Consider the following 24888-nt stretch of genomic DNA (forward strand, 5'->3'; position numbering starts at 1 on the left):
AAAATGCAAAGTCATATTTCACTTGGCAAGGTGTTTGGCATAAAGGTAGGCGTGCACCTTAGCTGGGTATTAATTGCCATCTTGCTGACTGTCTCGCTAGCCACGCGTTTCTCAGTGATTAACCCGAACTGGGGAAGTGAGGTTATCTGGCTCACCGCAATTATAACGGGGTTGCTTTTTTTCTCGGCGATTGTGGCGCACGAGTTAGCACATGCTTTGGTTGCACGAATGCGCGGACTGCCAGTCAACTCGATTACGCTGTTTGCATTGGGCGGGGTCGCAATGATTGAAAAAGAAGCAGCTGACCCTGCCACAGAGTTCTGGATGGGCATTGCTGGACCTATTATGAGCGTCTTTATTGGCACAGTTTGTCTCTCAATTGCAATGCTGCTAGGCTGGTCACTGGGCGAGAGTCCGTTTGAGCCAAGCACTCCACTGATGGCTGCGCTGGTTTGGTTAGGCTGGATTAATATCGGCTTAGCCGCATTCAATATGCTTCCTGGCTTTCCCTTAGATGGCGGGCGTGTGCTGCGCGCAGTAATCTGGTATGTAACAAACGATGCCGTGCGAGCGACACGCATTGCAGCACGCCTTGGACAAATCATTGCCACGCTCTTTATCGTGTTCGGCATTTTTCAATTTTTCTTCGGCATTGGTTGGGGAGCTATCTGGCTCGCCTTTATCGGGTGGTTTCTCCTCAATGCGGCAAGTAGCAGTTACGCTCATCTTGAGCTGTCTCAGACATTGCGGCATTTGGACGGCCTAACAGCACGAGATGTGATGCAGCTGGATTGCTATCAGCTGGATAGCAAAACCACCTTGCAGGACTTTGTCAGCGAGCATCTCCTACGCACAGGTGGACGCTGCTATTTTGTAACAAACGGTCAGAATTTGGCAGGACTGGTGACCTTGCACGAAGTGAAAGGCGTTCCGAAGGAGCTTTGGGCAAGCAAAACAGTGGGTGAAGTGATGCGACCAGTCGCTGAGTTGCAAACCATTGCACCAGAGACGCCAGTGCGCAAGGCACTGGAAATGATGATTCAAGCCGACGTCAACCAATTGCCTGTTGTAAGTGACGGGCGCGCGGTAGGAATGATTTCACGCAATCGTATTCTCGAGCTCCTGCAAGCACGTGCTGAACTGGCAGCCTGAGCTTGGATTGGAATAAATCCCTGACTTTGGCATCGCAAAAGGGGCGGTCATGTTGTAAGAATGCAGTTGCATTAGACTTCTCAGTCAGCGTTAAATAAAAGAACCTCAATGTCCAGCGCGAGGCGCAAAAACGCTGAACTATTGAGGTTCATCGTGGTTTCACAGAGCACACTCCCTCGGTGTTGATCAGAGTGTCTTCCACAAAGAACAAGCGATGACAAAGAACAAAGAGCACACTTGTGTTAGTCTATGCGCACAGCTTGGCGCAGCACAGGCGAATGTCCATTGAACAAAAAGGCTTCTAGCACATAATTTCCTGTTGGCAAAGCAGCTCGTGTCTGCAAGTCCTGCAAAGGCAGCTGAAATGGCAGCGCTTTAGTTTCACTTGGAGCAATAGCAAGACTTGTTAGAACTTGTGCGCACAGCTTAGGCTGAGAAACCACTGGCTTTTCGTCTTGCCTGAGAACAATACCCAGCTGGCACGAAGTTGAAAAGTTGAACGTTTGCGTAGTGCGTGAACGATTTTGAATCAGAAACTCACCTGAAAGCGTATCGCCAGAACGATATGCTGCTCTGGTGAGCACGAGCGAAAACCCGATGCCTTCTCGCACAGCGTCGCTCCGTAACTCAATTGGAATCAACACCGTGCTTTGACCGATTAGACCAACTCGCCCGCCGTTTGCCAATCTTACATCAGCACTGGCTACGCTAAGCAACATCTGTCCATTTGGCAGTTTGCTTAACTCGTCTGGCGTAAAACTGATGCTGGTAACACCGCGTGGAAACTCCTTTATAAGTGAGTGAGCATTGGTAACCAGCGGCACAATGGTTGCAGTATCAAAAGAAGCATTCATACGACTTGCTTGTGCCACTGCAGGAGTTATAGCAGCGACAGTTGACATAGCCTCCGTGCTTTCTATGCGCACGACCAGCTCTGAACTTTTCGGCACTGCCGTCCCTGCAACGGGTGAGGCCACTCGCACAGCTGGTGGAATACTCAAGCGGTTGTCCGTCAGCGAAAACCCCGTCAGCTCGACTGCCACCGTAGTCCCCGCCTGACCGAGCTCTATCCAGTTTGACCGAGTCGACACGATAGGTGGTGGATAGAGGAAAACGGCTGGAGCTTTCAGAGCGTCGCTCTGCTGGCTATATCGCAAAGGCATTGCCTCAAGGCGATACCGACGCGGGCCAACGCTCACGGCAACCTCTTGTGGAACAGCTGGTTCAAAGAACGTCGCATAACTGGTTGCCAGCGTAGGTGAGCTGGGCAGCCGCTGCACAGTAACCTGAGCGCGTGGCACTGAACCTAAGGGCACTTGCACTTGACCACTTGTTACCAGCGTATTCGGCATACCGTTTATGGCACTCACAAACGGCACACCGCTTATCTCATCGACTGACCAGTTCATAACTAATGCGCGTAACTCTGCTTCAACACTGGTGCCTACTGGTGTTTCAACGCGGTCGCAGCCGACCCAAAGCGAGAAGAGAACAAGGCAGAGCACCAGCAGTGCTAGTATCGTGATGAATCGTTTCCCAACAATTTCTAACCGCTCTACTGCGTCTTGATGTGTGCGAACCCTGTCCACCAGTCGTAATGAGTAGCTATTTCTTGCCCTGTGAAGAGATGCAAAAGCCGTGCCAGCGCAGAATGGTAGCCTAAACGCGTAAAATGAGCGGATTTGAAAGGCAAAAGTTGCTTAGAAGTGATAGGCAATCCCGTCAGAAAAGTGTCGGGTTAGACTTCCCGTCAGTTTTCTAGCACACCAAGCCGCAAGGCACGAGGGCAATCAGGGTAGCGCAAAGACCCAAAGAGTCTATCCCACAGGGAGAGCAGGGAGCCGTAATTCGTATCCGCTTCTACTTTTTCAACACAGTGATGCTGTCGGTGCATATTAGGGGAGGGAATAATCAGTGCAAGCTGCCTGTCTAACCAGTCGGGTAGTGCCAAATTGCTATGATGGAGCAGAATGATAGGCAAGGAAAGGAGATTGTAAAGCAAAAGATCAGTTGCAGTGAAGCCTAACAGAGCCAAAAACGGAAATCGTGCAAATTCAGATAAGGTAATTTCTGCAGGATGAAACCGTATCCCCGTAGTGATGTCCATTTCAGCATCGCTATGGTGGAAGCGGTGAAAGTGCCATAAAAAGGGAAGACGATGATTAAGCCAATGCCAGCAATACATCCAAAAGTCATAGCAAATTACCAGCAAAACGGTTATCCATTCCGTATCTTGCCATACTCTTACACCCCGCCAGTATGGTTGAATATGCAAAAGCCCCCAAAGCGTGCCAGTCATCAGAAAAGCAGAGAGAGCTGTGTTCAGTGCTGCAACACCTAAGTTCGGTAGGGCGTGCGATATGCGAGAAGTGGGATGTCGGAAAAATGGAAAGATGCCTTCCAGCAGCCACAGGAGGCTACCAGACACCACCGTAACGATGAGCAGAGTATGTTGCAAAGATTCAGCATGCATACAGGACAGGTATACTGCACTGTGTGAACGATGTGAACGCAGTGAACGCGTGCTACAAAGGAATAAGGTCGCAGAACCAGAAGCGGCTAACAGAGCCGTTGTAGTGATATTCTCTCAGCACAGTTTCTCCAACTGAAAACTTAATCGGGTAACGAAAGTAAGGAGCTTGAAAACAAAATGTGTGGAACTCGCCATTTTCGCCACATGGGTCTATATGCTCAGGTAAGCGTTGAAGAAATGATGAATCAATAACTTGACCTACGAAGGAGCTGTCCAGCAGATCAGCGTTGGCACAGATGACAATTGCCTTGAAGCCTAAGTCTATAAACTCTTGGAGCAGAGCGCGTGTATTTTTATGCCAAAGTGGAAAGACAGCTTCAATGCCGAAAGGCTGGAGCTGAGTTTCTCGGTATCGGCGTAGGTCTTCTAAGAAAATATCACCAAACGCTGCACACTCAAAGCCGTTAAACTGGAGTTCTGAGACCTTTTTGCGTAGCTCAGCTTCGTACTCAGCATTTGTGGGCTGCTCTGGCAGCTCAATGGTGCCGTTAGGAAGACCGATACTCTGAATTTGCATTTCAAGTAGGGTGCGACGCAAGCCATGCATACTTACGCGGTCGTAAGTCGCATTGACGGAAGTAAGTAAATACTCGACGCTGTAGGTGTCATCTTGTAGGAGGTAGTATAAGGCTAAGGCAGAGTCTTTCCCGCTGCTCCAGTTAAAGTAAGTTTTCTTTTGCGGCATTGCATTCAATACATTAGGTGTCGCTTGGAGGCATTTTTCCAACCAGCTTGACTTTCATACTGCACAAAATAGATTTTTAAGTCAGCTTGGCTTTCGTAATCTACAAAAAAGATTTTCTTTTCTGCCTGACTGGGGTATTTAGTAAAAAACCATCGTCCATCGTTGCGACCTGCCTGACTTTCATACTTTACTTTATAGACCATCAAGTCTGCTTGGCTAGGGTAGCGCACAACAAATACCTTCACATCAGCTTGACTGGGATAATCGACAGAATAAACCTTCTGGGCTTGCGTGAAGCTAGGCAGGAAGCAGACTGTTAGGAGAGTGGCTAATAGCACTTTCATTTTCATACTTCGGTGTTGGCTTATCAAGCGCAAAAAGCGGTTACCTTACACTCTTTTCAGCCAAAGGCTACCACCTTCATTTTTGAAAATAAGCGGGAGTCGCTCTATTAGCAATTCTCGGTAGAAGTGTTCAAGATATGTATTGAACAAGACGATTTTGAATGCTGTATTAAACTCTAAGAAGGCACGCAGAATGTAACTTTCATTCCACGCCCTCCCTTCCAGTAGCCACTCGTGTGGATATTCAAACGGATAGAAGATGTCGTGAAAGTGAATGAAAACGCCTTGCTTCAAGCGAGGGAGGATTTCGTGAATGATGTAGTTTACATCACTATTAAACTTCGAGACATGAGTGGAGTCAATGAATAAAATGTCGTTCTGCTGCAACTTGTCAAATAGCTCAACTGGCACATCTTGCAGTTTTTGCTCGAGAATTTTTACTGATGAGTGGGTGATGTCCTCTTTCTTCAAGAGTGCTTTGAGGCGGTCAGGGTAAGGCTCAATGAATATGCACTGAATTTGATGCGCAAAGAAGCGTTCGTTAGTGTCCAGCAGCACGCATGATGAGTAGCCTGAGCCAATTTCAATGACAATTTTGGGTTTCAAGTATCTGAGCAAGCAGTAATAGAATATCGCATCTGAATAGGAATAGTATGGATTCAGGAAGTAGTAGCGGAGCGAATGGGTTTTGTGGTCGCTAAACGGGAGTTCATCATAAAATGGCTGAAGCTGCTCTACAAGCATAAGTTGCTCTGCATCATTCAAGTCGATACCGGGCAGGGAACGAGGCAGCACACCCCGTTTTGCTTTTCTAATATCGCTGATGGCAGGCACAGGCGAGTAGAAATGCCCAGGTGGTGCAAACTGGAAGTATGCACTTTCAGTGGTTAAGAGGCGATACTTGCCTACCAGAGCAGTTCTTATCCGAGAGAGCCATTCTCGAATGTCTGTCAAGAAGCGATACACGGTTTGGCAAGACTACTTTATCAGCATCATTTTAATGGTTTTTGTAACCGCGCCTGCGCGCAGTTGACAAATATAAATGCCTGATGCAGAGAGCTGTTGGGCATCCAGTATGACCTGATATTCGCCAGCGGTTTGTGGCTGATGGACGAGCGTAGCAACCTCGCGTCCCAACACATCATAGATTTTGAGGCTGACCCAACCTGATTCGCGCAGTGAATACTTGATGACAGTCGTGGGGTTGAATGGATTAGGGTAGTTCTGTGCTAAGGCATAATCGTATTGCCGACTTTGACCTGACAGAGAAAAACGGACTGTAACGGTGTGAGCATAGTCGTGCATAATGCCATTAAAGTCCACCGAACGCAGGCGGTAGGTGTAGTCTATACCCGCTTTAACACCCACATCAAGGAAATGGTAATGTGAAGGCTGACTCGTTGTGCCGCGACCTTTAAGGGAGGGCAAGAATTGATAGCTGGCAATAGTCTCAAATGCGGCACCACTTTCACTACGGCGCACTTCAAAGCCAGCATTGTCTATTTCGGATGCTGTGGTCCAAGAAAGGGCTATGCCAGTAGGCGTAGCGTTGCCATAGAAAGCAGCAAGCTCGACGGGAAGTGGATGATCCATCGGGTCAGCGATAGCCCACTCGCTAAATGCAGTAACACCAGATAGCTCAACATAATTTTCGACAGGGTTGTTAATGCCTCCTTTGAGTTCCCAATTCGTGCCATTTAGCCTATAAAGTTTGAGATTACCTTCGCTAAGCCCGCCAGCCGCTACTTCGGCGTCAGTGTAATAAATGCGCAAAGTGGCACTGAATGTGCCTGACCCACCCACCGACGTAATAACAACACGGCGCTTGACTGCCTTTGCACTGCCTGAAAAACTGGGCGCAGTATTAGGGGAGATCTCAACGGTTACTTGGTCAATGTCTTCTGAGACAAAAGAGAGAAAAACCCCATACTGACCACTTTGGTCATTCCAGATAAAATTGCCTGTGCGCGTGATGGCGACGCTTTGACCACTCTTCGGCAGTGCAGCTTGAAAAGCACCCAGTGCATATTGCTTGCCATATCCCCAATCGGCTTTGTGTGGAGGGATAGGGCCAGTGGCAACATCTCGGCGAGAGCTATCTGCAAGGATTTTTCGGAACTCTGATGTAGACAAGGTCGGATTAGCTTGCAGCAACAGTGCTCCTAAGCCAGCAAGGTGCGGCGCAGCGGCAGAAGTACCACCGAAAGCACTATTTGTGGTGGTAACATTTGTCGGAGCAGTTACTTCTGGTTTAGGTTTATTGTGGCGTGTAAGACCAATGCTCGAGGTTGGCTCACGATGACCAGTGCTAACATCGTAGGCAACAACGCAAATAGCAGAATCTGCAGTCGAGGGCGTAGTAAGACTGCGACTATTGTTCTGATTGCTTGTCCAAAAGCCACCATGCACACGCCAGCCATCGTAGGGAACGGCGGACGAACCTAAGTTAGTGAGCCGTACGCGCCAGCCTGATTCGTGCGGTCGATTTTCAATAGCAAACTGCACTTCCTTGTCGCCATTTGGAGCATAAACATTGTGATAGACGCGCACAGGCGTAAGGACTTGCACTGAGGAGCTTAGCCCAAAGGGACCGTATTCTGTATTGTCGGGAGCGATGAGTGTAACCGCTATTGAAGCAGCACCAGAATACCAAAGATGCCCGTAGAAACTGAATCCGCTGGCATTGTTTGGACCTGTGGTGAAAGACGTTTCGCTTTGCCCACTGGGCGGCACAACAGCATCAATGTGCACATTTGCACCGCCGTTATTGCCACCAGCGACGGAGAAGAGAGTGCCTGCACCAGCAAGCGAGCTGATTGCAAGTTCCGTTGAACGCGTGCCATCGTGGGCGCCGAAGTTACTGCCGTAACTGTATGAGATGGAAATAGGTTTACCAAGCGCAGTAGCCTTTTGCTTGAGGTATGTGAAAGCGCGTATCACCGAAGTATCCACTGTGTTGGCTAGCACAACAAGCAAAATATCTGCTTCGGGGGCAATCCCAGCTTGACCGCTTGCTTGACCATTTCCAGCAGCAATGCCTAAGCAAGCAGTGCCGTGTGCGTTATTCGGCACACTCACGCTATGCGCATCAATCTCAGCGCTGCTATACTCCGCCCCAAAAGTGAAACCCGCTGGCGGCGTGCCTACTGCACCTTGATGCCAAAGGTGGAGAATGCGCGTAGTGTTGTCAGGCTTTCGGAAGTCTGGATTGTAAATGTCAAAGCCTAAATCTACGATGCCGACAATCGTGCCTTGTCCGCGATAGCCTAACTGGTGCACGGAATCAGCATTGATGCCTAGCCACTTTCCCCCTGCTTGTTGGTTGCTGCGGCTTAGATTCATTGAAAGCGGTTCATCTTCAATAAGTGAAAGGGAGAAAGTGCATAAAGAGTCCAGTGCAGCAAGCAAAGGCAGTTGCCGAATTGGAACAGAGACGAGCATCAAACGGTGAAGTGGGGTAGAGGCTAAGCCGCCAAGGGCTTTAGTGTAACGCACAATCCAATCTTGCTCTGCTGCTGAGAAAGACAGTCGCTTGGGCAAAAGTGTAAGCGTAATCCATTCCGCTTCACCCATCTGACTGAGCCGATGCAAAGCAGATGGTGAAAGCGACAGCGTCTCTAACTTTGGCAAACGAGATTGAGCAAGGAGAGTGAGCGGGAAAAGTGTCAGCAAAAGCAGCCATAGCCGGATTCGGTGCATAGCAAGCTGGTTAGAACTGAATAATGCGCCGCGCTGTAACATAGCGCTGTTTGTAATAGCGCTCTTGCAAGTTACTAACTGTAATGCCAATCTTGGTGCTGGCGTGCACGAAGTTGCCGTCACCAATATAAATCCCCACATGGGAAATGCCCTTGCCATAGATGTTAAAGAAAACAAGGTCGCCAAATTGCAGATCGCGTAGCTCAACGGGAGTGCCAACTTGGGCTTGAGCAGCCGAAGAGCGAGGCAGTTCAACTTTGAGCGCATCACGGAACACCTTGCCAGTAAAGCCAGAGCAATCAAACCCAGTCTCATCTTGTCCGCCGTAACGGTAACTGGCACCGAGGTAGCGGTTGATTTCTGCATTCAAGCGTGCTTTGGCATCTGCACCTACAGACGCAAGCCGCAGACTTTCGCGAAAACGAGGCAGCTCACCGTTTGGACTGCTGGGAGCGTCTGAGTGCTGCTCTGACTCGAGCGCTTTGATTTCTTCGTGTGACACAGGTTTAGACTTGTAGCGCATTGCTGAAGTAGTGGACTGGCAAGCCTGCACGCTCAAGGCACACACTATCGCAAGCATTGAAAGCAGAAGCGCGTCAGACGGTTTAGACATATGCTAACCGATATTTTATGCCAATATAACGATGCAATGCACATTGTCGGCAGCCGTCCATAGTAGGCTCAAATGTCTTGCTGCCTTTGGAAAGAGAAGTGCCGCAGAACAATGCGGTCGCTATGTGGCACGGGTTTGCGCCAATTTTTTTTGTACATGCATGACGATTTCTTGATGCAGGTCTGAGACGGAGCGCAAGGCATCAAGCATGACAAAGCGCTCTGGCTCTTGCTGCACCAACGTGCGATACCCTTCTCGCACGCGGTAATAGAAGTCCAAACCAGCACTTTCCATTCGGTCCAAAGGCAAATCCTTTTTGTCGAAAGCCAGTGGCAAAGATTTCTCTGAAAATTTGCGCATCAAGGCATCTTCGGGCAAAATGTCTAAGTAGAAAGTAAGTGTGGGCACAAGTCCAAAAGCAGCGATACGGTTAATTGTCCGAATGACGTCAAGGTCAATGCCGCGTCCAAAGCCTTGATAAGCAACAGTGGAATCATAGAATCGGTCGAGAATGACAATCACATCTTTTTGTAGGGCAGGCAAAATCACGGCTTGGCAGAGTTCAGCGCGACTGGCAGCAAAGAGCAAAAGCTCAGTGGTGGGGTGAATCTCGTGCTGGCTTTTAAGTAGAAGTTGACGGATACTTTCTGCGGTGGGAACGCCGCCCGGCTCCCGCACGGCAAGGGTTTCCAAGCCCGCAGTGTGAAGGTAGGTTTTAAGCAACTTTACCTGCGTGGTTTTCCCGCTGCCATCTATGCCTTCAAACGAAATCAGCATGGCGGCTTTGCTGAAAAGTTAAAGCAGTTCTTTCGGCACAGCGGTGCTGATGATGCGCGGTTGCAGTATCTCTGCCAGCAGCTCAGAGACCGACGATGAGACCAGCAGTGCCGTGCGCTGACTAGGCTTCACAAACCCCTCTGAGACGGCGTGATCCAGAAATGCTAAGAGCGAGTCGTAGTAGCCATCAATGTTCAATATCCCGCAGGGCTTCTGGTGAAATCCAAGCTGTGCCCATGTTAGAATTTCAAAGAGTTCGTCCAGTGTGCCCAAACCACCAGAAAGTGCAATGAAGGCATCGGAGAGCTCGACCATTTTGGCTTTCCGAGCGTGCATAGAGTCCACCACAATCAGCTCCGTCAAGCCACGGTGAGCAGACTCTCGCCGCACCAGCATTTCAGGGATAACGCCCACGACCTCGCCGCCTTGCGCAAGGGCTGCATCAGCCAAAATGCCCATCAATCCGAGTTGTCCGCCACCATAGACAAGCCGCAAGCCATGCTGAGCAATCGCAGTGCCTAATGCACTGGCAGCGGCGCGATGTGCAGGGCTATTGCCCGTGCGAGACCCGCAATAGACACAGATGGATTTTGGTGGCTGTGCTGTTGCCATCAAGCTATGGTTGGCAGGTGATGATGCCTTTCAAAGATATGCAGCGTATCACGCGCAACCAAGTACACGAGGATTACTTACGACTGCGCCGTCGCTTGGGGGGAGTGGTGCGCACAGGTCGTGGCTCTGCATCAGCCTTTGGCTTACGACCACGTCGGCGAGAGGAAGGCGCATCAGGATTCGTATCGTCAGTAGGTAAGATAATGCCTGTAGAAGAGTATATCTCCACCAAGTTCCCATCAGGGTCAAGAATGAAAAAGGCGCGTCCATCTCGCCGCTTAGCAGGCGGAGTGAGAATATGCACGTCGTTTTCTTTTAGGAATGCTGCGGCAGCATCAACTTCTTCATCGGTCTCCAAACGCAAGCCGAAGTGATCGACACGAATGTCGCGGGCTTCATTAGAGCTAGGGGTTTCAGCGCGCACCAGAACCAGCATATCGCCGCCCGCTTCTAAGTAAGTCATGTTGATGCCTAGCCGATGATGTAGCTTGAAGCCAATGAGCTTAGTGTAAAACTCTTCCGAGCGGCGCAAATCATTGACGCGCAGCGTGATTTGGCTAATGCCTGTCAGTTTCAGCATAAATGGCTAAGGCAAGTTACTTACGGCGCACAGGAAGTTCGCGGTATTCAAACGTATAGGCTCTGTTTTCATACTCGTTGATGGCTGTAATCGTCGGTTTCGGCATTTTTTCATACTTAATGCTGATGGCAACTTGCTCTGGAAAAATGCGGTCTGCTTCCGCTTCATTGGCAGGGTTGCGAATTTTTGCCTTAAATGGCGCGAGCTTTTCTTCCAGCTCAAGTCGCTGCTGCTCATTGATTTCTTTGGCTCGGCGTGCCATCGCTACAGTTATTTCATAGATGTTGCTGCTCTGATGCATAATCTTAGAAAAGTCAATCACTCGAATAGGCATAGTTAGAGTGTCGTTTAGGTTGACGAGACACTAAGAAACTGCGAAATAATTGTTCTGATTTCTTCAATTGCACGTTCGAGCGAGTCATTGACGACCACTGCGTCGAACTGGTCAGCAAATGAGAGCTCATATGCTGCGCGCTCCAATCGTCGCTCAATCGCGTCTGGTGTCTCCGTGCGGCGCTTCATCAAGCGCTCTTTTAGAGCATCCATACTAGGCGGCTTGATGAAGATAAGTAGGGCTTGATTGCCATAGAGCTTTTTGACTGCCATAGCACCGTGAACATCTAAATCTAATAGTAAGTGCCGCCCGCGTGAGAGCACCGCATGAGCATTCTCCTTCAAGGTGCCGTAGTAATGTCCAAAGTGCTCAGAGTGCTCAATAAACTCACCAGCTTGCAACTTTTTCTCGAACTCTGGCTTAGAGAGAAAAAAATACTCTCGCCCGTTTTGCTCACCTTCGCGCATTGGACGCGTGGTGGCGGAAACTGAAAAAGAGATATTCGGAAAGGCTTCAAGTATCACCTTTGCAATCGTTGATTTACCTGTACCAGAAGGTGCAGCAAACACAATCAGCTTACCTGGGGGTGTCTCTGCCTGAGCTGACGCTGCGTGGAGCGATGCGTGCGAAAGTTCCGTCATATCCTATGCATTGGGCGAATTTAAGAAATTGTAAAATTATTCAATATTTTGGACTTGCTCACGAATTTTTTCCAATTCTTCTTTTAGGAAAACAACTGCCTGTGAGATGTCGGCATTTTGCGACTTAGCAGCGATAGTATTGGCTTCACGATTTTGTTCTTGCAAAAGAAAATTAAGCCGTCGCCCAGGTGCATCGGACTGACGGAGCGTCTCTAAGAAAAACTTGTTGTGACTACGGAAGCGAATACACTCCTCTGTAATGTCAAGCTTATCGGCTAAGAGCACAATCTCCAATTCTAACCGCTCACGGCTGACTTTGCTTTCATCGGTAAGCACCTCTCGCACTTTGGCGCGCAGTTTTTCCCGCGTCTCTTGAATGGTCTGCTGTGAAAGTTGCTCAATGTAAGAGAGCGTGCGTTCAATAGCAGCAATGCGTTGTTCAAAATCGCGTTGCAGTTCTGCGCCTTCCTTACGACGCATTTCCTTAACAGATTGAACTGCTTGCTCAATTGCTTTGCACATTACTTGCCACTCGTGCTCCGATTCTTCTGAAATGTCCTCAACCAGCTCAAACATATCCGCAAACCTTAGCAGGTGATCTAAGGTAATAGGGTCTTGCAGACCTGTGAGCTCCCTAAGGGTCTGAAGCAAAGATAAATATGTCTTCACGGCCTCAGGTCTAAGGCGCATCGGCAGCATTTCATCAGAGCGCTCGAGCTGCACAGTGACGGAAATTTTGCCACGCTGAAGCCCCTTTCGCACCAATTCCCGAGCTTCCAATTCTCGAGCTTGAAATGGACGTGGTAATTTGACCGAAATTTCTAAGAAACGGCTGTTGATTGAACGAATCTCAGCCGTGGCTCGCAGACCGTTTTCGGCATACTCTCCTCTGCCGTAACCGGTCATACTTTCAATCATTGGCAGGTTTGCGTGTTCGTTTTTGATTGAGTGAGTGAATGTGCCTACTCTGAACCGCAAAAATAGCAAAGCCAGAGGTTTATGCTAAATGCCGTGCAAGTGCAAACATGAGGTTGCACCTTTTCCTGCACGAGTGAAGCGCTGAGCTTTGTAGTACTGCACATTGCCTTGTTACGCTAGGAGAAAATAAGAGAATGCAAGTGCAGCCCTCACGATGTTTGGTAACAAAACTGCAAAGTGCTATCTTGTAGCTCAATTTTCTTGGGTGAAATTTTTGAGAAACCATGCCTCTAACAAAAGAGAAGAAAGCCGAACTGATTCAAAAATTTGGAGGTTCACCGAGCAACACTGGTTCAACAGAGGTGCAAGTTGCGCTGCTGACTGAACACATCAATCAACTGACCGAGCATCTGAAGGTGCACAGGAAGGATAATCATTCCCGCTACGGTCTGCTCAAGCTGGTAGGCAAGCGCAAGCGCCTTTTGAGCTATCTTCAGAGAGTGGATATTACGCGCTACCGCAAGTTGATTGCGGAACTCGATATTCGAAAGTAGCGCGCTAAGTTTGGCTTCGTGTGTGCAGCCCTGCTTAGCGCAGGGCTTTTTCATCTGTGCGCATAGAAATGTCGACGCAACTGGGTAGCAAAACGGTAACGCGTCAGGTTACGACGCGTTCGGTTGTTGAAATGAAGCAGCGTGGCGAAAAAATCGCTGTGCTGACCGCATATGATTTTACAATGGCGCGCCTGCTGGACCTTGCAGGCATTGATATTGTGCTCGTCGGTGATTCAGCAAGCAATGTCTTTGCAGGGTATGAGACTACCTTGCCGATTACGCTTGATGAGATGATTTACCACACCAAAGCTGTAGTGCGGGGCGTCTATGCGGCAACAAGGCGTGCAATGATTGTGGCGGATATGCCATTTATGTCATATCAGCTCTCGCCCGAAGAGGCGCTCAAAAACGCTGGGCGAATGATGAAAGAAACAGGTTGCCATGCCGTGAAGTTGGAAGGCGGCAAAGTGATTTTAGATGCAGTTCGACGCATTGTCGATGCAGGGATTCCTGTTATGGGTCATTTAGGGCTGACCCCGCAATCCATCTACAAGTTTGGCAGCTACAAGGTGCGCGCGCAAGAGCAAGAAGAAGCTGAGCAACTCCTACGCGATGCTGAGCTACTTGAAAAAGCAGGGGTCTTTAGCATTGTGCTCGAGAAAATCCCTCGTGCGCTGGCAGCAGAGGTTACAAGGCGCGTCTCGGTGCCAACGATTGGCATTGGCGCTGGGGCAGATTGCGACGGACAAGTGCTGGTCGTGAATGATATGCTTGGACTAAATACGCAATTTCATCCTCGCTTCGTGCGGCGGTATGCACAGCTGGAAGAAATTATTGCAAATGCTGTGCGGCAATACATTCACGACGTGCGGCACGGCACATTTCCAAGTCAAGAGGAAAGCTACTAATCAGGTCATCAGAGCGTTGCAGACCGCTCAACCCAACCAAACAAAAACGCTATGACACTCAAAGAACGCATCAATGAGGACCTAAAAGCAGCCATAAAATCAGGTGATAAAATACGTCTTGAGGCTATTCGCGCTATCAAAAAGGACATTATTGAAAAAGAAACCGCTGAAAAACGTGGTCACCGTGGCGACCTGACCCCCGAAGAAGAGCTGGAAGTGCTAACGACGATGGTGAAGCGTCGACGGGACTCAATTGAGCAGTTTAAGCAAGCAGGGCGGCAAGACCTTGTCGAGGAAGAAATGCAGCAGCTTGCCGTAATTGAAGCCTATCTTCCTGCGCAGCTGTCTGAAGCGGAAATTAAAGACGTGCTCAAGCGCATCATTGAGCAAGTTGGCGCATCATCTGCAAAAGATTTAGGCAAGGTGATGGGTGCTGCAATGAAGGAACTGAAAGGCAAAGCTGATGGAAGCGTGGTGCAAAAATTAGCCAAAGAGCTTTTGCCAGTGCAATAGACTCTAATGCGAATAGAAGGACACCGACTGTACATTCGTCCTGTTGAAATGCACGATGCGCAAGCTCTAACCGACGCCATCAATGCCTCTTTGGAGACGCTGCGCCCTTGGATGCCTTGGGCTCAGACCAAAGTCACGCTGGAGGCGGAACTGAAGTTCATTGAAAATGCAATTGCTGAGATGTTTACCAACAAGTCGCTCACCTTTTGCATCTGCTTGCGGCAGGGCGACGAGATTTTGGGTACAGTTGGCACGCATACGATTGACTGGCTAAACTTCAAGACCGCGATTGGATACTGGATTGTGTCGGCGCATCAAGGCAAGGGCTATGCATCGGAGGCAACCTTGCTGCTGCTCGAGTATCTTTTCACAGATATGAATCTCTACAGGGTGTCGGCATCAGCGGCACCAAATAATCTGGCAAGTGCACGCGTATTGGAAAAATTAGGGTTTCAGTTTGAGGGAGTGCAGCGCGGAGCATTTCTTGTAGGCACGCGCTGGCAAGACTTGAGAGAATACGCCATCCTGCAGCCTGAGTATAAGCAACACCGCAGCGAACTATACCGCAAGTTCTTGGCTGGTCAAGCGCCCAGAGTGCGTTACTGAGTGGAGGCTTCTTTGTCGTCTTGCCAAAAACGCTCGTGTGGCAAGTCCACCGTGCGGTTACCGCCAATGCTGGCTATTCATCGTTCTCCTCTTTTTCGGTAGTTGCCTCGTCAATCGGGACAGGGTAATTGCCGCTAAAGCAAGCTGTGCAGTAACTGCCTTGTTCATTGTCGTATTTTGGCACGCTCTGGAGCATACCTTTAAGCGAAAGGTATACGAGCGAGTCGACGCCCAATTCCTGACGAATTTTCTCAACATCGCCGTTAAGTTGGTAGGCAATTAGTTTGTCGCGAGTAGGGAAGTCCATTCCGTAAAAACAAGGATGCGTGATAGGCGGCGAGCTGATGCGCAAGTGAATCTCCTTTGGGTGAGCTTCACGGAGCAATTGAACCAGCAATTTAGACGTTGTGCCACGCACGATGGAGTCATCGACCACCACGACACGGCGGTTTTTCAGAATGCCGCGCACGATATTGAATTTGGTGCGAACTTTGAACTGGCGGTCTGCATCACCCGGCTGAATAAATGTGCGTCCAACGTAGTGGTTGCGAATAAGCCCGATTTCAAGCCGAGCAGGGGAGCCGTGCTTGTTGCTTTCAGTAACAAAGCCCAGTGCAGCCGTGTTAGAGGAATCTGGTACGCTGATAACGGTAACATATTTCTCATCGGCCTCAGGCTGTAGCCCACCTTCGTGAGACAGATTCTTGCCGAGCTTACGGCGCACTTTATCGACAGATTCGCCAAACACCACGCTATCGGGGCGAGCAAAATACACGAACTCAAAAATGCAGCGGGCCTTGCGTGCGGAGGTAGGCAAATGCATAATCTTGAACTCGCCTGTCTCGAGGGTCTGCTGGTCAATCATTAAAATTTCTCCGGGCAAAATCTCGCGTTCATATTTGGCGCCGATTAAATCAAAAGCGCAAGTCTCACTAGCTAAGAGGTAAGCAGGCTTGTCCTTTTTATCCTGCGGCTTTTTAATGCCTAGTGAAAGCGGGCGAAAGCCAAGCGGGTCGCGAGCGGCAATTAAAGCATCGTCAGTAAGAATGACCAGTGAGTAAGCACCTTGCACTTGCATGAGTGCGTCATAAATCCGCTCCAGCGTAGTGTCAGCCTTGCTGCGTGCAATAAGGTGCAAGATGACTTCTGTGTCCGATGTGGCTTGGAAGATAACCCCATCTTCCGAGAGCTTTTTTCGCAGCGGTCGATGATTGGTCAGGTTGCCATTATGTGCCAGTGCCAAGTGTCCGCCTTTGTAGTTGACGGCGAAAGGTTGAATGTTTTGCGCCGTCTTGGCTGAACCTGTTGTGGAGTAGCGGTTATGCCCAATCGCAGCGCGTCCTTTCAGCGTGTCGAAAATGTGTGCGTCACGAAAAACTTCCGAAACGAGCCCAAAGCCCTTGTGCATTCGGAATACAGGTCGCTTTCGCTCCGAGTCGAAGTCTGCAACCACAATGCCTGCACCTTCTTGACCACGATGTTGAAGTGCATACAAGCCGTAAAAGGTATCAATAGCTGCTGCTGGGGAGTTGTAAATGCCGAAGATGCCACACATAGAAATGTCTTATATGATGATTACGCGCGTCGATACCGACCATGTCGGTAAGTATTGCGCACACTCAGGAAAAAGATAACCGACAAAACCAATGCTGCAAGATAGGAGTTTGATGCCAGTGCTGGAAGGTCGCTGCGAAATTTCAGGAGACTGTATAGCCCTAAGAGTGCCATTAGAAGAAAAGAAAGGGAGAGCAAATAAGCTGCGCGTTTAGCACTTTCATCTTGGTAGATGCGGGCACGCCGAAAAATAAGGTATGCGGCATAGCCAAAAAGTAGCAGTGAGAGCGTAAAATGTGCGCCAAGTGCCACCAGCGAAAAAACGCTAATCTGTGGAATAAGCAGCTCAGTGCCTATCGGAAAAGGTGGGGCAAGTGATACAATCGGCTTATCAATGAAAATAGGGTCAATGTCGACAACCCCGAGCTTGTAAAGCAGCCACTTCCAGAACCATTCGTTGTATAGACCAGAGATAATCAAAAACACTAACGCTAAGCCGACCGCAAAGAAAAGATCATAGCTTTTGCGTGAGCGTGTAAAGCCTAAAGCAAACATAAAGCTACAATAAACAAACCATACTAGCGAGATTTGCCAACCCAACCAATAGAGCTGACCATAGCTGCCCGGCGATAAGATACCTGCCAGTGAAAGAGAAGCGACAATAAAAAACACACCCTTCGACGCCAAGGCAAACAAAGCAAATGCAGCAAAGTGCAAGGCTTGTGCCTGCAAGTGGTCGACAGTCTGAATACGCTTGCGGCGCTGCAAAAGCAAATACGCAAAGAGTGTGCTCAAAACAATAAGCAGAAGCGATTGAATGAATTCAGACTGATGCGCCGGTGAAAGGAGTTGATCCAACCAGTATGATACCTTCGACTGCTTTGTCAAGCGTAGCGAGTCTTCAGTGGCTTTCAAGATGGTCAATCGGTTCAGAGAATCAGTTAGGAGGTAAAATCTATCGGGCATTCTGGCGTAAGTTCGTCAGAGATGTTACGCGATATTGTCTTGCATACCAGTCCTATTCTAAGTGAGGGCGTGTGGAGCTAAGGAGATTCGAACTCCTGACCTCTTCAATGCCATTGAAGCGCTCTACCAACTGAGCTATAGCCCCAAGCAGAGAAAGCAAAGGTAACATAAAAAGTGCGTTTTCGCAAGCCGAGTGTCTTGAGAGCCATCATAGAGCGCGCTCTTGCTATGCTCAGTCGGCTGCTGCAGCGAGAAAATCAGACAGTGCAGCGTTAAAGGTATCTGGGTCTTCATCGTGTGGACAGTGCCGTGTGCGGTCTATGATGACCGACTGGGCTTGCGGTAAGAGTTCTAAGAACTTGGGCAAAATTTTCTCTGGAGGAAAAGCACGGTCATACTTGCCCCACACAATCAGCGTACGACCAGTGAAATGACAGGGGCGAGGCAGTTGGGTGAGCACGAATCGTTCTGGGTAGCGTGAGGGCGCAAGATACGCATACATTGCACCGTTTGAACGAAGAGGCTGAGCAAATTGCTCAACCAATTCATCTGTAACTTTTGAGACATCATAGTAAGTAGGCACTAAACTCTGTCGAGCACCGAAAGAATTGGCAAACAGTCCAAACATTGCTTCTCCAATTAACGGGCTACCAACAGCACGATAGAGCAACTTCTCTATGGGACTCACCTCATCAGGAAAAATGCCTGATGCATTGACCAGCACAAGAGCACTCAGCTGCTTAGGGAAATGATGCGCAAACCATAAGCAAGCTGCACCGCCCATAGAATGGCCGACCAGAACCACGGCTGGAAGGCGCAGCGTCTCGAGAAAAAAGTGAATTTGCTCTGCCCAAAGCGGCAAGCCATACATCGCAGGGGGCTTATCAGATTGCCCGAAGCCAAGTAGATCCATTGCAAAGACCTGTCGAGCCAGAGCAAAGTAAGGCAAGTTATGTTTCCAGTGCTCAATCATCGCACCGTAGCCGTGAATGAAGAGCAGCGGCGGCTGAGAGGCAGCCTTACCAAGCGTGACATACCGAATGCGCGCCCGGCAGCCTTCGGCATATTGCCATTCTAAAAAGTCAGTTTGCATAGATGGTTGCAACAGGTTAAAATGAAAGGCGTGGATGTAAGCTACACCTGTGTAGCAATCCTCACTGCTTAGAAAACGCTGACAAGAATAAATCGTTTGACGAACTGCAGTTTGGTTGGTTATCTTGCCAAGTCAAACATAGCCTTGTGGGCAACTCTGGAACAACGAAGCCAGAGCAAAAAACCAGTTTCATAAACGCCAAACGGATTGCGATAATGCAGCAGACTTTGCGGCTTTTAGTGCTCTTCGGTCTATTCATTGCGCAAGCCGTGCCAGTCTTTGCACAACCAATTGGTGCTGGGCAAGCATCGCTGCGCTTTTTCGGAAACGGCATAAATGACATTGACCGTGTAAAGATTCCGCTTGTAAATCCAGTGCCAAATGGGGCATCATTGCCAGTCAATGTGGGGAATAACTTCACAATTGAGTTCTGGATGCGAGCATTTGCATCGGAAAATACAGGTATTGTGTACGATCAAAACAATGGGGACGGCTGGATTACGGGCAATACTATCTTTGACCGAGACATCTTCGGTAGCCCGGACAATGGTGACTTTGGTATTTCTATCGGTCGCCCTTCACCCTCTTCTCCAATTCGTGTAGTTGCGTTTGGTTGTGCTGCGGGCAGCACAGGTCGCACAATTATTGGCACAACAAATGTTGCAGATGGGAATTGGCATCACGTTGCAGTAACCAAGAGTGGTAGCACAATCCGCATTTTTGTTGATGGCAATCCTGAAGCGGCAGCTACAAATGCGCCAGCAGGCAGCGTGGCATATAACCCCGCCCGCTCACTCACTACGCGCACGCCCAATCCGCCAGCATTTCCGACAAACACTTGGGACAATGAGCCGTATATCGTTTTAGGGGCGGAAAAGCACGACTATGACCAGTATGCCAACAACTCGCCAGCACAGTATCTGTCTTATAGCGGTTTTCTTGACGAACTGCGTATTTCAAACACAGTGCGCTATACCAGCGCCTTTACGCCCCCAACCGCACCCTTCGCACCCGATGCCAATACAGTTGGACTGTATCACTTTGATGAGGGCATAGGCACGACGCTAACAAATAGCATTTCCACACTTAGCAATGGCGCAATAAGTGTTGGGGGATTGCCAGCCGGTCCAGTCTGGAGCAGCGAATCGCCTTTTGGGGCGAATGGAGCGGCAGCAACGGTGGTGCGCAGTGTGAGTAACACCACCACAACAGCAGACTTTAATGATGTCGGCCAAGTGACAGGCGTTCGAATTGATTTTACAGGCGCAAGTGGCTCTGGCACAGTGCGCGTCCAACGTTTCACAAATGCACCGCTAAACCCATCAGGCATCTTAGGTAATGTCAGTCAATATCGATGGATTATTACCAGTCTTGGAACATTTAGCTTTACTTCGGCAACGCTGCGGTTTCGCATCAGTGAAATTCCAAACAGTGGTATTGCAAATGCAGCAACCGTGTTGGTCTATCGCCGTCCAACCCCTGACCACGGCAATTTTGTGTCGCTCTCAATGCTTTTGCCGCAAGGCGGTGACTTGCGGGCGACCACTACGGCGTTTAGCGAGTTTTCCTTAGGTTCTAGTGATAATCCATTGCCTGTAGAGCTGTCTGATTTTCAAGCGCAAGCTGTGCATAGTGGCGTTGAGCTGTTCTGGCGCACGCAATCGGAGCATAATAATGCGGGCTTTGAAATCTGGCGTGCACAAGACGGACAAGCTGCGCAGATGATTGCATCTTACCGCTACGATACGCGCTTGGTCGGAAAAGGCACGACGACGACAGCAACCACTTACACCTTTCTGGATCCCAGCGTTGAGAGCGGCAAGATCTACACATACCGCCTCCGCTCTACTGATTTTGACGGCACGGTGCACGACTACGCACAAACTGTAACTGTAGAAGTCAGAGATAAGCCACTGGCACAAACCATCGGCTATGCACTGATGCAAAACTACCCCAATCCCTTCAATCCGACCACCCTCATTCGCTTTACGATGAAAGAAGCTGGGCTGGCAACGCTGACAATTAACGATGTGCTAGGAAGAGAAGTGTGGTCTGTGCGTCTCTTTGCCTCTGCAGGAGAAAACCTTTATCGTTTCAATGGTGCCAACTTGGGTAGCGGCGTCTATTTCTATACGCTGCGTGCCAACGGCTTTGTGCAAACTCGAAAAATGATGTTAGCGAAGTAAAAGGTAGCTCTCAATGTAGAGGCAGGTTGCTTGTTGAATCTAGCAATATGTGCTAAATTGCAAGTTAACCCCAAAGTAGTTAGCCGAAGTGGCGGAATGGTAGACGCACAGGACTTAAAATCCTGTGTTCAGCAATGAACGTGCGGGTTCGAGTCCCGCCTTCGGCACTGAGCGCTAGCGTCAATGGGGCGGCGCAACGATGCAGGCTTGATTTTTCATAGGCATTCCGATAAATTTCAGACTTGACACTTAACACGATTGACGAGTGAAAACGCTGACGACTGTATCGCTCAAGCCGAGGCTTGCGACCGAGGCATTGCGCAGCAATCACACCCCGAAGGACCCCAATGATCGACTTGTCCAAGAATCGCTTAAAGCATCGGGTCCAATCCCGACACACATTGCGATTATTATGGACGGGAATGGGCGCTGGGCAAAAAATCGGGGTCAGATGCGCATCTCGGGTCATAACGCAGGCATTGAGTCTGTGCGTGATACTGTAGAAGCTTGCGCAGAACTGGGTGTCCAGTTCCTAACGCTCTATGCCTTCTCAAAAGAAAATTGGAAGCGCCCGCAGCAGGAAGTAACGGCGCTGATGCAACTCCTCATTCAAGCCCTGCGCAAAGAAACCAAAACTTTGCATGACAACGACATTCGGCTCAATGCGATTGGCAACATTATGGACCTACCGCCCAAGGTGCGCGAGGAACTTGCTGAGGCAATTGAGCTGACAAAGCACAACAAGCGAATGACCCTCTCTCTGGCGCTCAGCTACAGCGGTCGATGGGAGATTACCGAAGCGACCAAGCGCATTGCACAAGCAGTTCAGCGTGGCGAATTGCGACCAGAAGACATTGACGACCAAGTCTTTGAAAAAAATCTTTCCACATATGGCATTCCTCACCCTGATTTGCTGATTCGCACCAGTGGCGAGTTCCGCATTAGCAATTTCTTGCTGTGGCAATTGGCTTACACGGAAATTCACATTACGGACTGCTACTGGCCTGACTTTCGTCGCCATAAGCTCTATGAAGCAATCCGTGATTTCCAGCGTCGTGAGCGCCGATTTGGCATGACCAGCGAACAAATGGCGGCACTGGCTGCCACAAATTCTTCACTTTCCCTAAATGCGAACGATGCGCACTAATCCTCAGCAAGTAGTACTCGGCTGGCTAAGTTGGATACTGGCTACTGCGATATTTTTTCCTGTGGCAGCAGCGGCGCAGCGCACCGATACCTTGCGCTTCACAGAGCCTAAGTTTGAAGGCATTGAGCCACGTCCATACAAAGTCTTAGGCGTGCGCGTGCAGGGGCTAAGCACGATTGAGGAACGTGATGTTTTAGCTCGTTTCCCCATAGAAGTAGGCAAAACGGTTACGCTTCCTGGCCCAGAGCTAAGCGATGCGATTAAACGACTCTGGCGACAAAAGCTATTTAGCGACATCAAGCTCGAAATTGAGCGGAGCATGCCCGAAGGCGTCTTTTTGGTTATCACTGTGCGCGAGTATCCTATTCTGGCTGAAATTGTCTTTTCGGGCAACCGAGCCTACAGCAGCGAGGATTTGCTAAAAAAAGTGCAGCTTGTGCGCGGCACAACGCTAACCGAGCAAGCCGTAGCCAGCGCATATCAACGCCTTAAACGCTTCTACGAAGAAGAGGGATACTTGCTGACCGACATCCGATATGAACTTAAAGAGACCACAGGCGGACGTGCGGCACTTTACTTCTACATTCGTGAAAGCGAGTATGTAACGATTGAAAAAATTACTTGGAAGGGCAATAAAGCCTTTGACAACTGGTCGCTGAACTGGTATCTCGAGGAAACCAAAGAAAACAACTGGTGGCGCAATATCTTCGGTCGCCCGCGCTTTGACCGAAAAAAGTTTGAGGAAGACAAGCAAAAGGTTCTCAATGTCTATCGCTCCAACGGCTATCGTGATGCACGCATCCTCTCTGACTCAATTTACTACTCGGAAGACCGCACAAAACTCTTTCTTGACATCACAATCTCAGAAGGCCCAAAGTATATTGTGCGCAATGTGAAGTTCGAGGGCAATACAGTCTACCCATCTGACCTCTTAGAGACGGTGTTCGGTATCAAGAAAGGCGATGTGTATAACCAGAAGAAAATTGAGGAACGGCTACGTTTCTCGCAAGAGGGCGGTGACATTAGCTCCCTTTACCTTGACCGCGGCTACCTTGCAATGCGCCCTGAGTTAGAAGAAACCGTTGTGGAAGGCGATTCCGTCGACCTAAGAATCTACATCACAGAGGGCAATCAATTCCGCATTCGGCGCGTGGACATCAAGGGAAACACCAAGACCAAAGACCATGTGATTCGCCGCGAGCTTTACACCATACCGGGCGATCTCTTTAGCCGTGAAAACATTATTCGCAGCGTGCGTCAGCTGGCACAACTTAACTACTTTGACGCTGAAAAAATTAATCCCGATGTCCAGCCGCACCCACAAACCGATGAAGTCGATATTGTCTATGAGTTAATCGAGAAACAGACAGATACTTTCAATGCGTCGGCTGGCTTTAGTGCGCTGTTAGGCTTTACCGGCGCAATTGGCTTTACCTTCAACAACTTTTCGCTGCAAGATATCACACGAGGCGATGCCTACAAGCCGATTCCACACGGCGACGGTCAGCGACTTGACTTACAGTGGCAATTTGGGCGCTTCAATTTCAATGTGCTATCGCTCTCCTTTTCAGAACCGTGGGCATTTGGCACGCCCACCACATTAGGCTTTAGCATCTTCGACCAGCGGCAAAATTTCGGCTTCGAATTCCAACAAACCGGTGCTTCGCTGACAATTGGACGCCGCCTGACTTGGCCCGACGATTACTTTCGCATTGACTACACATTGCGCTACCAACTGAACCGTGGCGGATTTGTGCAAATTGCTAATCAGCCTGAAGTAGCTGACGAATTTTCCATTATTCAAGTTATCAGCCGCAATAGCTTAGACAATCCAATTTTTGCTCGGCGTGGCTCAGATGTGTCGCTCACGGCGCAAATTTCAGGCGGACCATTCCTACCTGGCTCTGTGGATTTCTATAAGCTCGTGTTCAAAAATCAGTGGTTTACGCCTATCGTAGGGAATCTGGTCTTGATGTTCAACAGTGAGTTTGGCTACTTAGGGCGATTTACAGAGCAAGATTTTGTCTTTCCGCAAAACTTCTTCTTTATGGGAGGAAGTGGTATTTCGTTCATTCCAACTGTGCCATTACGCGGATATCTTGACCAGACCATCGGCAACTTTGAACCTGGGCTGAACATTCCAACGGGAAATGTGTACACCAAATTTACGGCTGAAATTCGCTACCCAATTTCTCTCAATCCCCAAGCAACGGTGTTTGCGCTGCTCTTTGCCGAAGGCGGCAATGTCTGGCGGCGCTTTGGCGATGTAAACTTAGCTGACCTTAAGCGCTCAGTTGGAGTTGGCGTGCGACTCTTTCTGCCAATCATCGGACTGGTAGGCTTGGATTATGGCTATGGCTTTGACCCCGTCATCGCACGTCCTGGATTTGCAAATCAGGGCTGGAACTTCATCTTCACCTTCGGTCAATTTGCACGATAGCGCTCAGGCGCTCAAAGGAAAGCATCTCACTTG

Annotated in this window: 24 protein-coding genes and 2 tRNA genes; 9 read left to right on the top strand and 17 right to left on the bottom strand. The window is 49.3% G+C overall.

The features are described from left to right. The first annotated feature begins 3 nt into the window (after window positions 1–3). On the top strand, window positions 4–1152 hold the full coding sequence (locus NZM05_02780) for a site-2 protease family protein (protein ID MCS7012546.1): 1149 nt from the start codon (window positions 4–6) through the stop codon (window positions 1150–1152). A gap of 242 nt (window positions 1153–1394) precedes the next feature. Here NZM05_02780 and NZM05_02785 read toward each other — a convergent pair whose 3' ends face one another. The 13 genes from NZM05_02785 to NZM05_02845 all read right to left on the bottom strand — a co-directional run bounded on the left by NZM05_02785 (window position 1395) and on the right by NZM05_02845 (window position 12876). Further along, window positions 1395–2741, bottom strand: coding sequence for a BsuPI-related putative proteinase inhibitor (locus NZM05_02785; protein ID MCS7012547.1), 1347 nt, complete (start codon window positions 2739–2741; stop codon window positions 1395–1397). Between the two features lie 161 nt (window positions 2742–2902). Next, window positions 2903–3610 carry a sterol desaturase family protein gene (locus NZM05_02790; GenBank protein MCS7012548.1) on the bottom strand — a complete coding sequence of 236 codons (708 nt, stop codon included), beginning with the start codon at window positions 3608–3610 and terminating at the stop codon, window positions 2903–2905. A gap of 67 nt (window positions 3611–3677) precedes the next feature. Next, entirely contained in the window at window positions 3678–4370 is a 693-nt protein-coding gene (locus NZM05_02795) for an adenine nucleotide alpha hydrolase (GenBank protein MCS7012549.1), read from the bottom strand. A gap of 5 nt (window positions 4371–4375) precedes the next feature. Then, on the bottom strand, window positions 4376–4720 hold the full coding sequence (locus NZM05_02800; GenBank protein ID MCS7012550.1) for a DUF6150 family protein: 345 nt from the start codon (window positions 4718–4720) through the stop codon (window positions 4376–4378). 39 nt (window positions 4721–4759) lie between these two features. Next, window positions 4760–5680 carry a class I SAM-dependent methyltransferase gene (locus tag NZM05_02805; protein MCS7012551.1) on the bottom strand — a complete coding sequence of 307 codons (921 nt, stop codon included), beginning with the start codon at window positions 5678–5680 and terminating at the stop codon, window positions 4760–4762. Window positions 5681–5692: 12 nt separating this feature from the next. Then, window positions 5693–8413: a S8 family peptidase gene (locus NZM05_02810; GenBank protein ID MCS7012552.1), complete on the bottom strand. Its 2721-nt coding sequence runs from the start codon at window positions 8411–8413 to the stop codon at window positions 5693–5695. A 10-nt stretch (window positions 8414–8423) separates the two neighbouring features. After that, entirely contained in the window at window positions 8424–8936 is a 513-nt protein-coding gene (locus tag NZM05_02815) for an NlpC/P60 family protein (protein ID MCS7012553.1), read from the bottom strand. Between the two features lie 210 nt (window positions 8937–9146). After that, window positions 9147–9803, bottom strand: coding sequence for a dTMP kinase (gene tmk / locus NZM05_02820; GenBank protein MCS7012554.1), 657 nt, complete (start codon window positions 9801–9803; stop codon window positions 9147–9149). Between the two features lie 18 nt (window positions 9804–9821). Next, window positions 9822–10415 (bottom strand): TIGR00730 family Rossman fold protein, encoded by a 594-nt coding sequence (locus tag NZM05_02825; GenBank protein MCS7012555.1) that lies wholly within the window; start codon window positions 10413–10415, stop codon window positions 9822–9824. A gap of 73 nt (window positions 10416–10488) precedes the next feature. After that, window positions 10489–10995, bottom strand: coding sequence for a VOC family protein (locus NZM05_02830; protein ID MCS7012556.1), 507 nt, complete (start codon window positions 10993–10995; stop codon window positions 10489–10491). Between the two features lie 16 nt (window positions 10996–11011). Continuing rightward, on the bottom strand, window positions 11012–11329 hold the full coding sequence (locus tag NZM05_02835; protein MCS7012557.1) for a DNA-directed RNA polymerase subunit omega: 318 nt from the start codon (window positions 11327–11329) through the stop codon (window positions 11012–11014). Between the two features lie 14 nt (window positions 11330–11343). Continuing rightward, window positions 11344–11970: a guanylate kinase gene (gene gmk, locus NZM05_02840; GenBank protein ID MCS7012558.1), complete on the bottom strand. Its 627-nt coding sequence runs from the start codon at window positions 11968–11970 to the stop codon at window positions 11344–11346. A 36-nt stretch (window positions 11971–12006) separates the two neighbouring features. Next, window positions 12007–12876, bottom strand: a complete 870-nt coding sequence (locus NZM05_02845) for a YicC family protein (GenBank protein ID MCS7012559.1) — start codon at window positions 12874–12876, stop codon at window positions 12007–12009. Window positions 12877–13172: 296 nt separating this feature from the next. Between NZM05_02845 and rpsO the strand changes: the two genes are divergently transcribed. From rpsO to NZM05_02865, 4 genes are all read left to right on the top strand, one after another. Next, window positions 13173–13442, top strand: coding sequence for a 30S ribosomal protein S15 (rpsO, locus tag NZM05_02850; GenBank protein ID MCS7012560.1), 270 nt, complete (start codon window positions 13173–13175; stop codon window positions 13440–13442). A gap of 68 nt (window positions 13443–13510) precedes the next feature. Further along, window positions 13511–14350, top strand: coding sequence for a 3-methyl-2-oxobutanoate hydroxymethyltransferase (panB, locus tag NZM05_02855; GenBank protein MCS7012561.1), 840 nt, complete (start codon window positions 13511–13513; stop codon window positions 14348–14350). Between the two features lie 51 nt (window positions 14351–14401). Continuing rightward, window positions 14402–14863: a GatB/YqeY domain-containing protein gene (locus tag NZM05_02860; protein MCS7012562.1), complete on the top strand. Its 462-nt coding sequence runs from the start codon at window positions 14402–14404 to the stop codon at window positions 14861–14863. A gap of 6 nt (window positions 14864–14869) precedes the next feature. After that, window positions 14870–15469, top strand: coding sequence for a GNAT family N-acetyltransferase (locus tag NZM05_02865; GenBank protein MCS7012563.1), 600 nt, complete (start codon window positions 14870–14872; stop codon window positions 15467–15469). Between the two features lie 73 nt (window positions 15470–15542). On the opposite strand, the gene purF is transcribed toward NZM05_02865, so the two are convergent. From purF to NZM05_02885, 4 genes are all read right to left on the bottom strand, one after another. After that, on the bottom strand, window positions 15543–17024 hold the full coding sequence (purF, locus tag NZM05_02870) for an amidophosphoribosyltransferase (GenBank protein MCS7012564.1): 1482 nt from the start codon (window positions 17022–17024) through the stop codon (window positions 15543–15545). 20 nt (window positions 17025–17044) lie between these two features. Beyond that, a complete protein-coding gene (locus NZM05_02875) occupies window positions 17045–17989 on the bottom strand; it encodes a hypothetical protein (GenBank protein MCS7012565.1) in 945 nt (314 codons plus the stop codon). 72 nt (window positions 17990–18061) lie between these two features. Then, window positions 18062–18134 (bottom strand) — tRNA-Ala (locus tag NZM05_02880). Window positions 18135–18221: 87 nt separating this feature from the next. Beyond that, window positions 18222–19082: an alpha/beta fold hydrolase gene (locus NZM05_02885; GenBank protein MCS7012566.1), complete on the bottom strand. Its 861-nt coding sequence runs from the start codon at window positions 19080–19082 to the stop codon at window positions 18222–18224. 215 nt (window positions 19083–19297) lie between these two features. Between NZM05_02885 and NZM05_02890 the strand changes: the two genes are divergently transcribed. The 4 genes from NZM05_02890 (at window position 19298) to bamA (ending at window position 24855) form a co-directional block, all read left to right on the top strand. Further along, the gene (locus NZM05_02890; GenBank protein ID MCS7012567.1) at window positions 19298–21268 is read left to right on the top strand and encodes a T9SS type A sorting domain-containing protein; all 1971 of its coding nucleotides are present in this window, start codon (window positions 19298–19300) and stop codon (window positions 21266–21268) included. Window positions 21269–21350: 82 nt separating this feature from the next. Then, window positions 21351–21435, top strand: a tRNA-Leu gene (locus tag NZM05_02895). A gap of 98 nt (window positions 21436–21533) precedes the next feature. Beyond that, on the top strand, window positions 21534–22415 hold the full coding sequence (locus NZM05_02900; protein MCS7012568.1) for an isoprenyl transferase: 882 nt from the start codon (window positions 21534–21536) through the stop codon (window positions 22413–22415). Continuing rightward, on the top strand, window positions 22405–24855 hold the full coding sequence (gene bamA, locus NZM05_02905; GenBank protein MCS7012569.1) for an outer membrane protein assembly factor BamA: 2451 nt from the start codon (window positions 22405–22407) through the stop codon (window positions 24853–24855). Before NZM05_02900 ends, bamA begins: the two co-directional genes overlap by 11 nt. The last annotated feature ends 33 nt before the right edge of the window (window positions 24856–24888 follow it).

Source organism: Chloroherpetonaceae bacterium, assembly GCA_025056565.1.
In the GTDB taxonomy this organism is placed as follows: domain Bacteria; phylum Bacteroidota; class Chlorobiia; order Chlorobiales; family Thermochlorobacteraceae; genus Thermochlorobacter.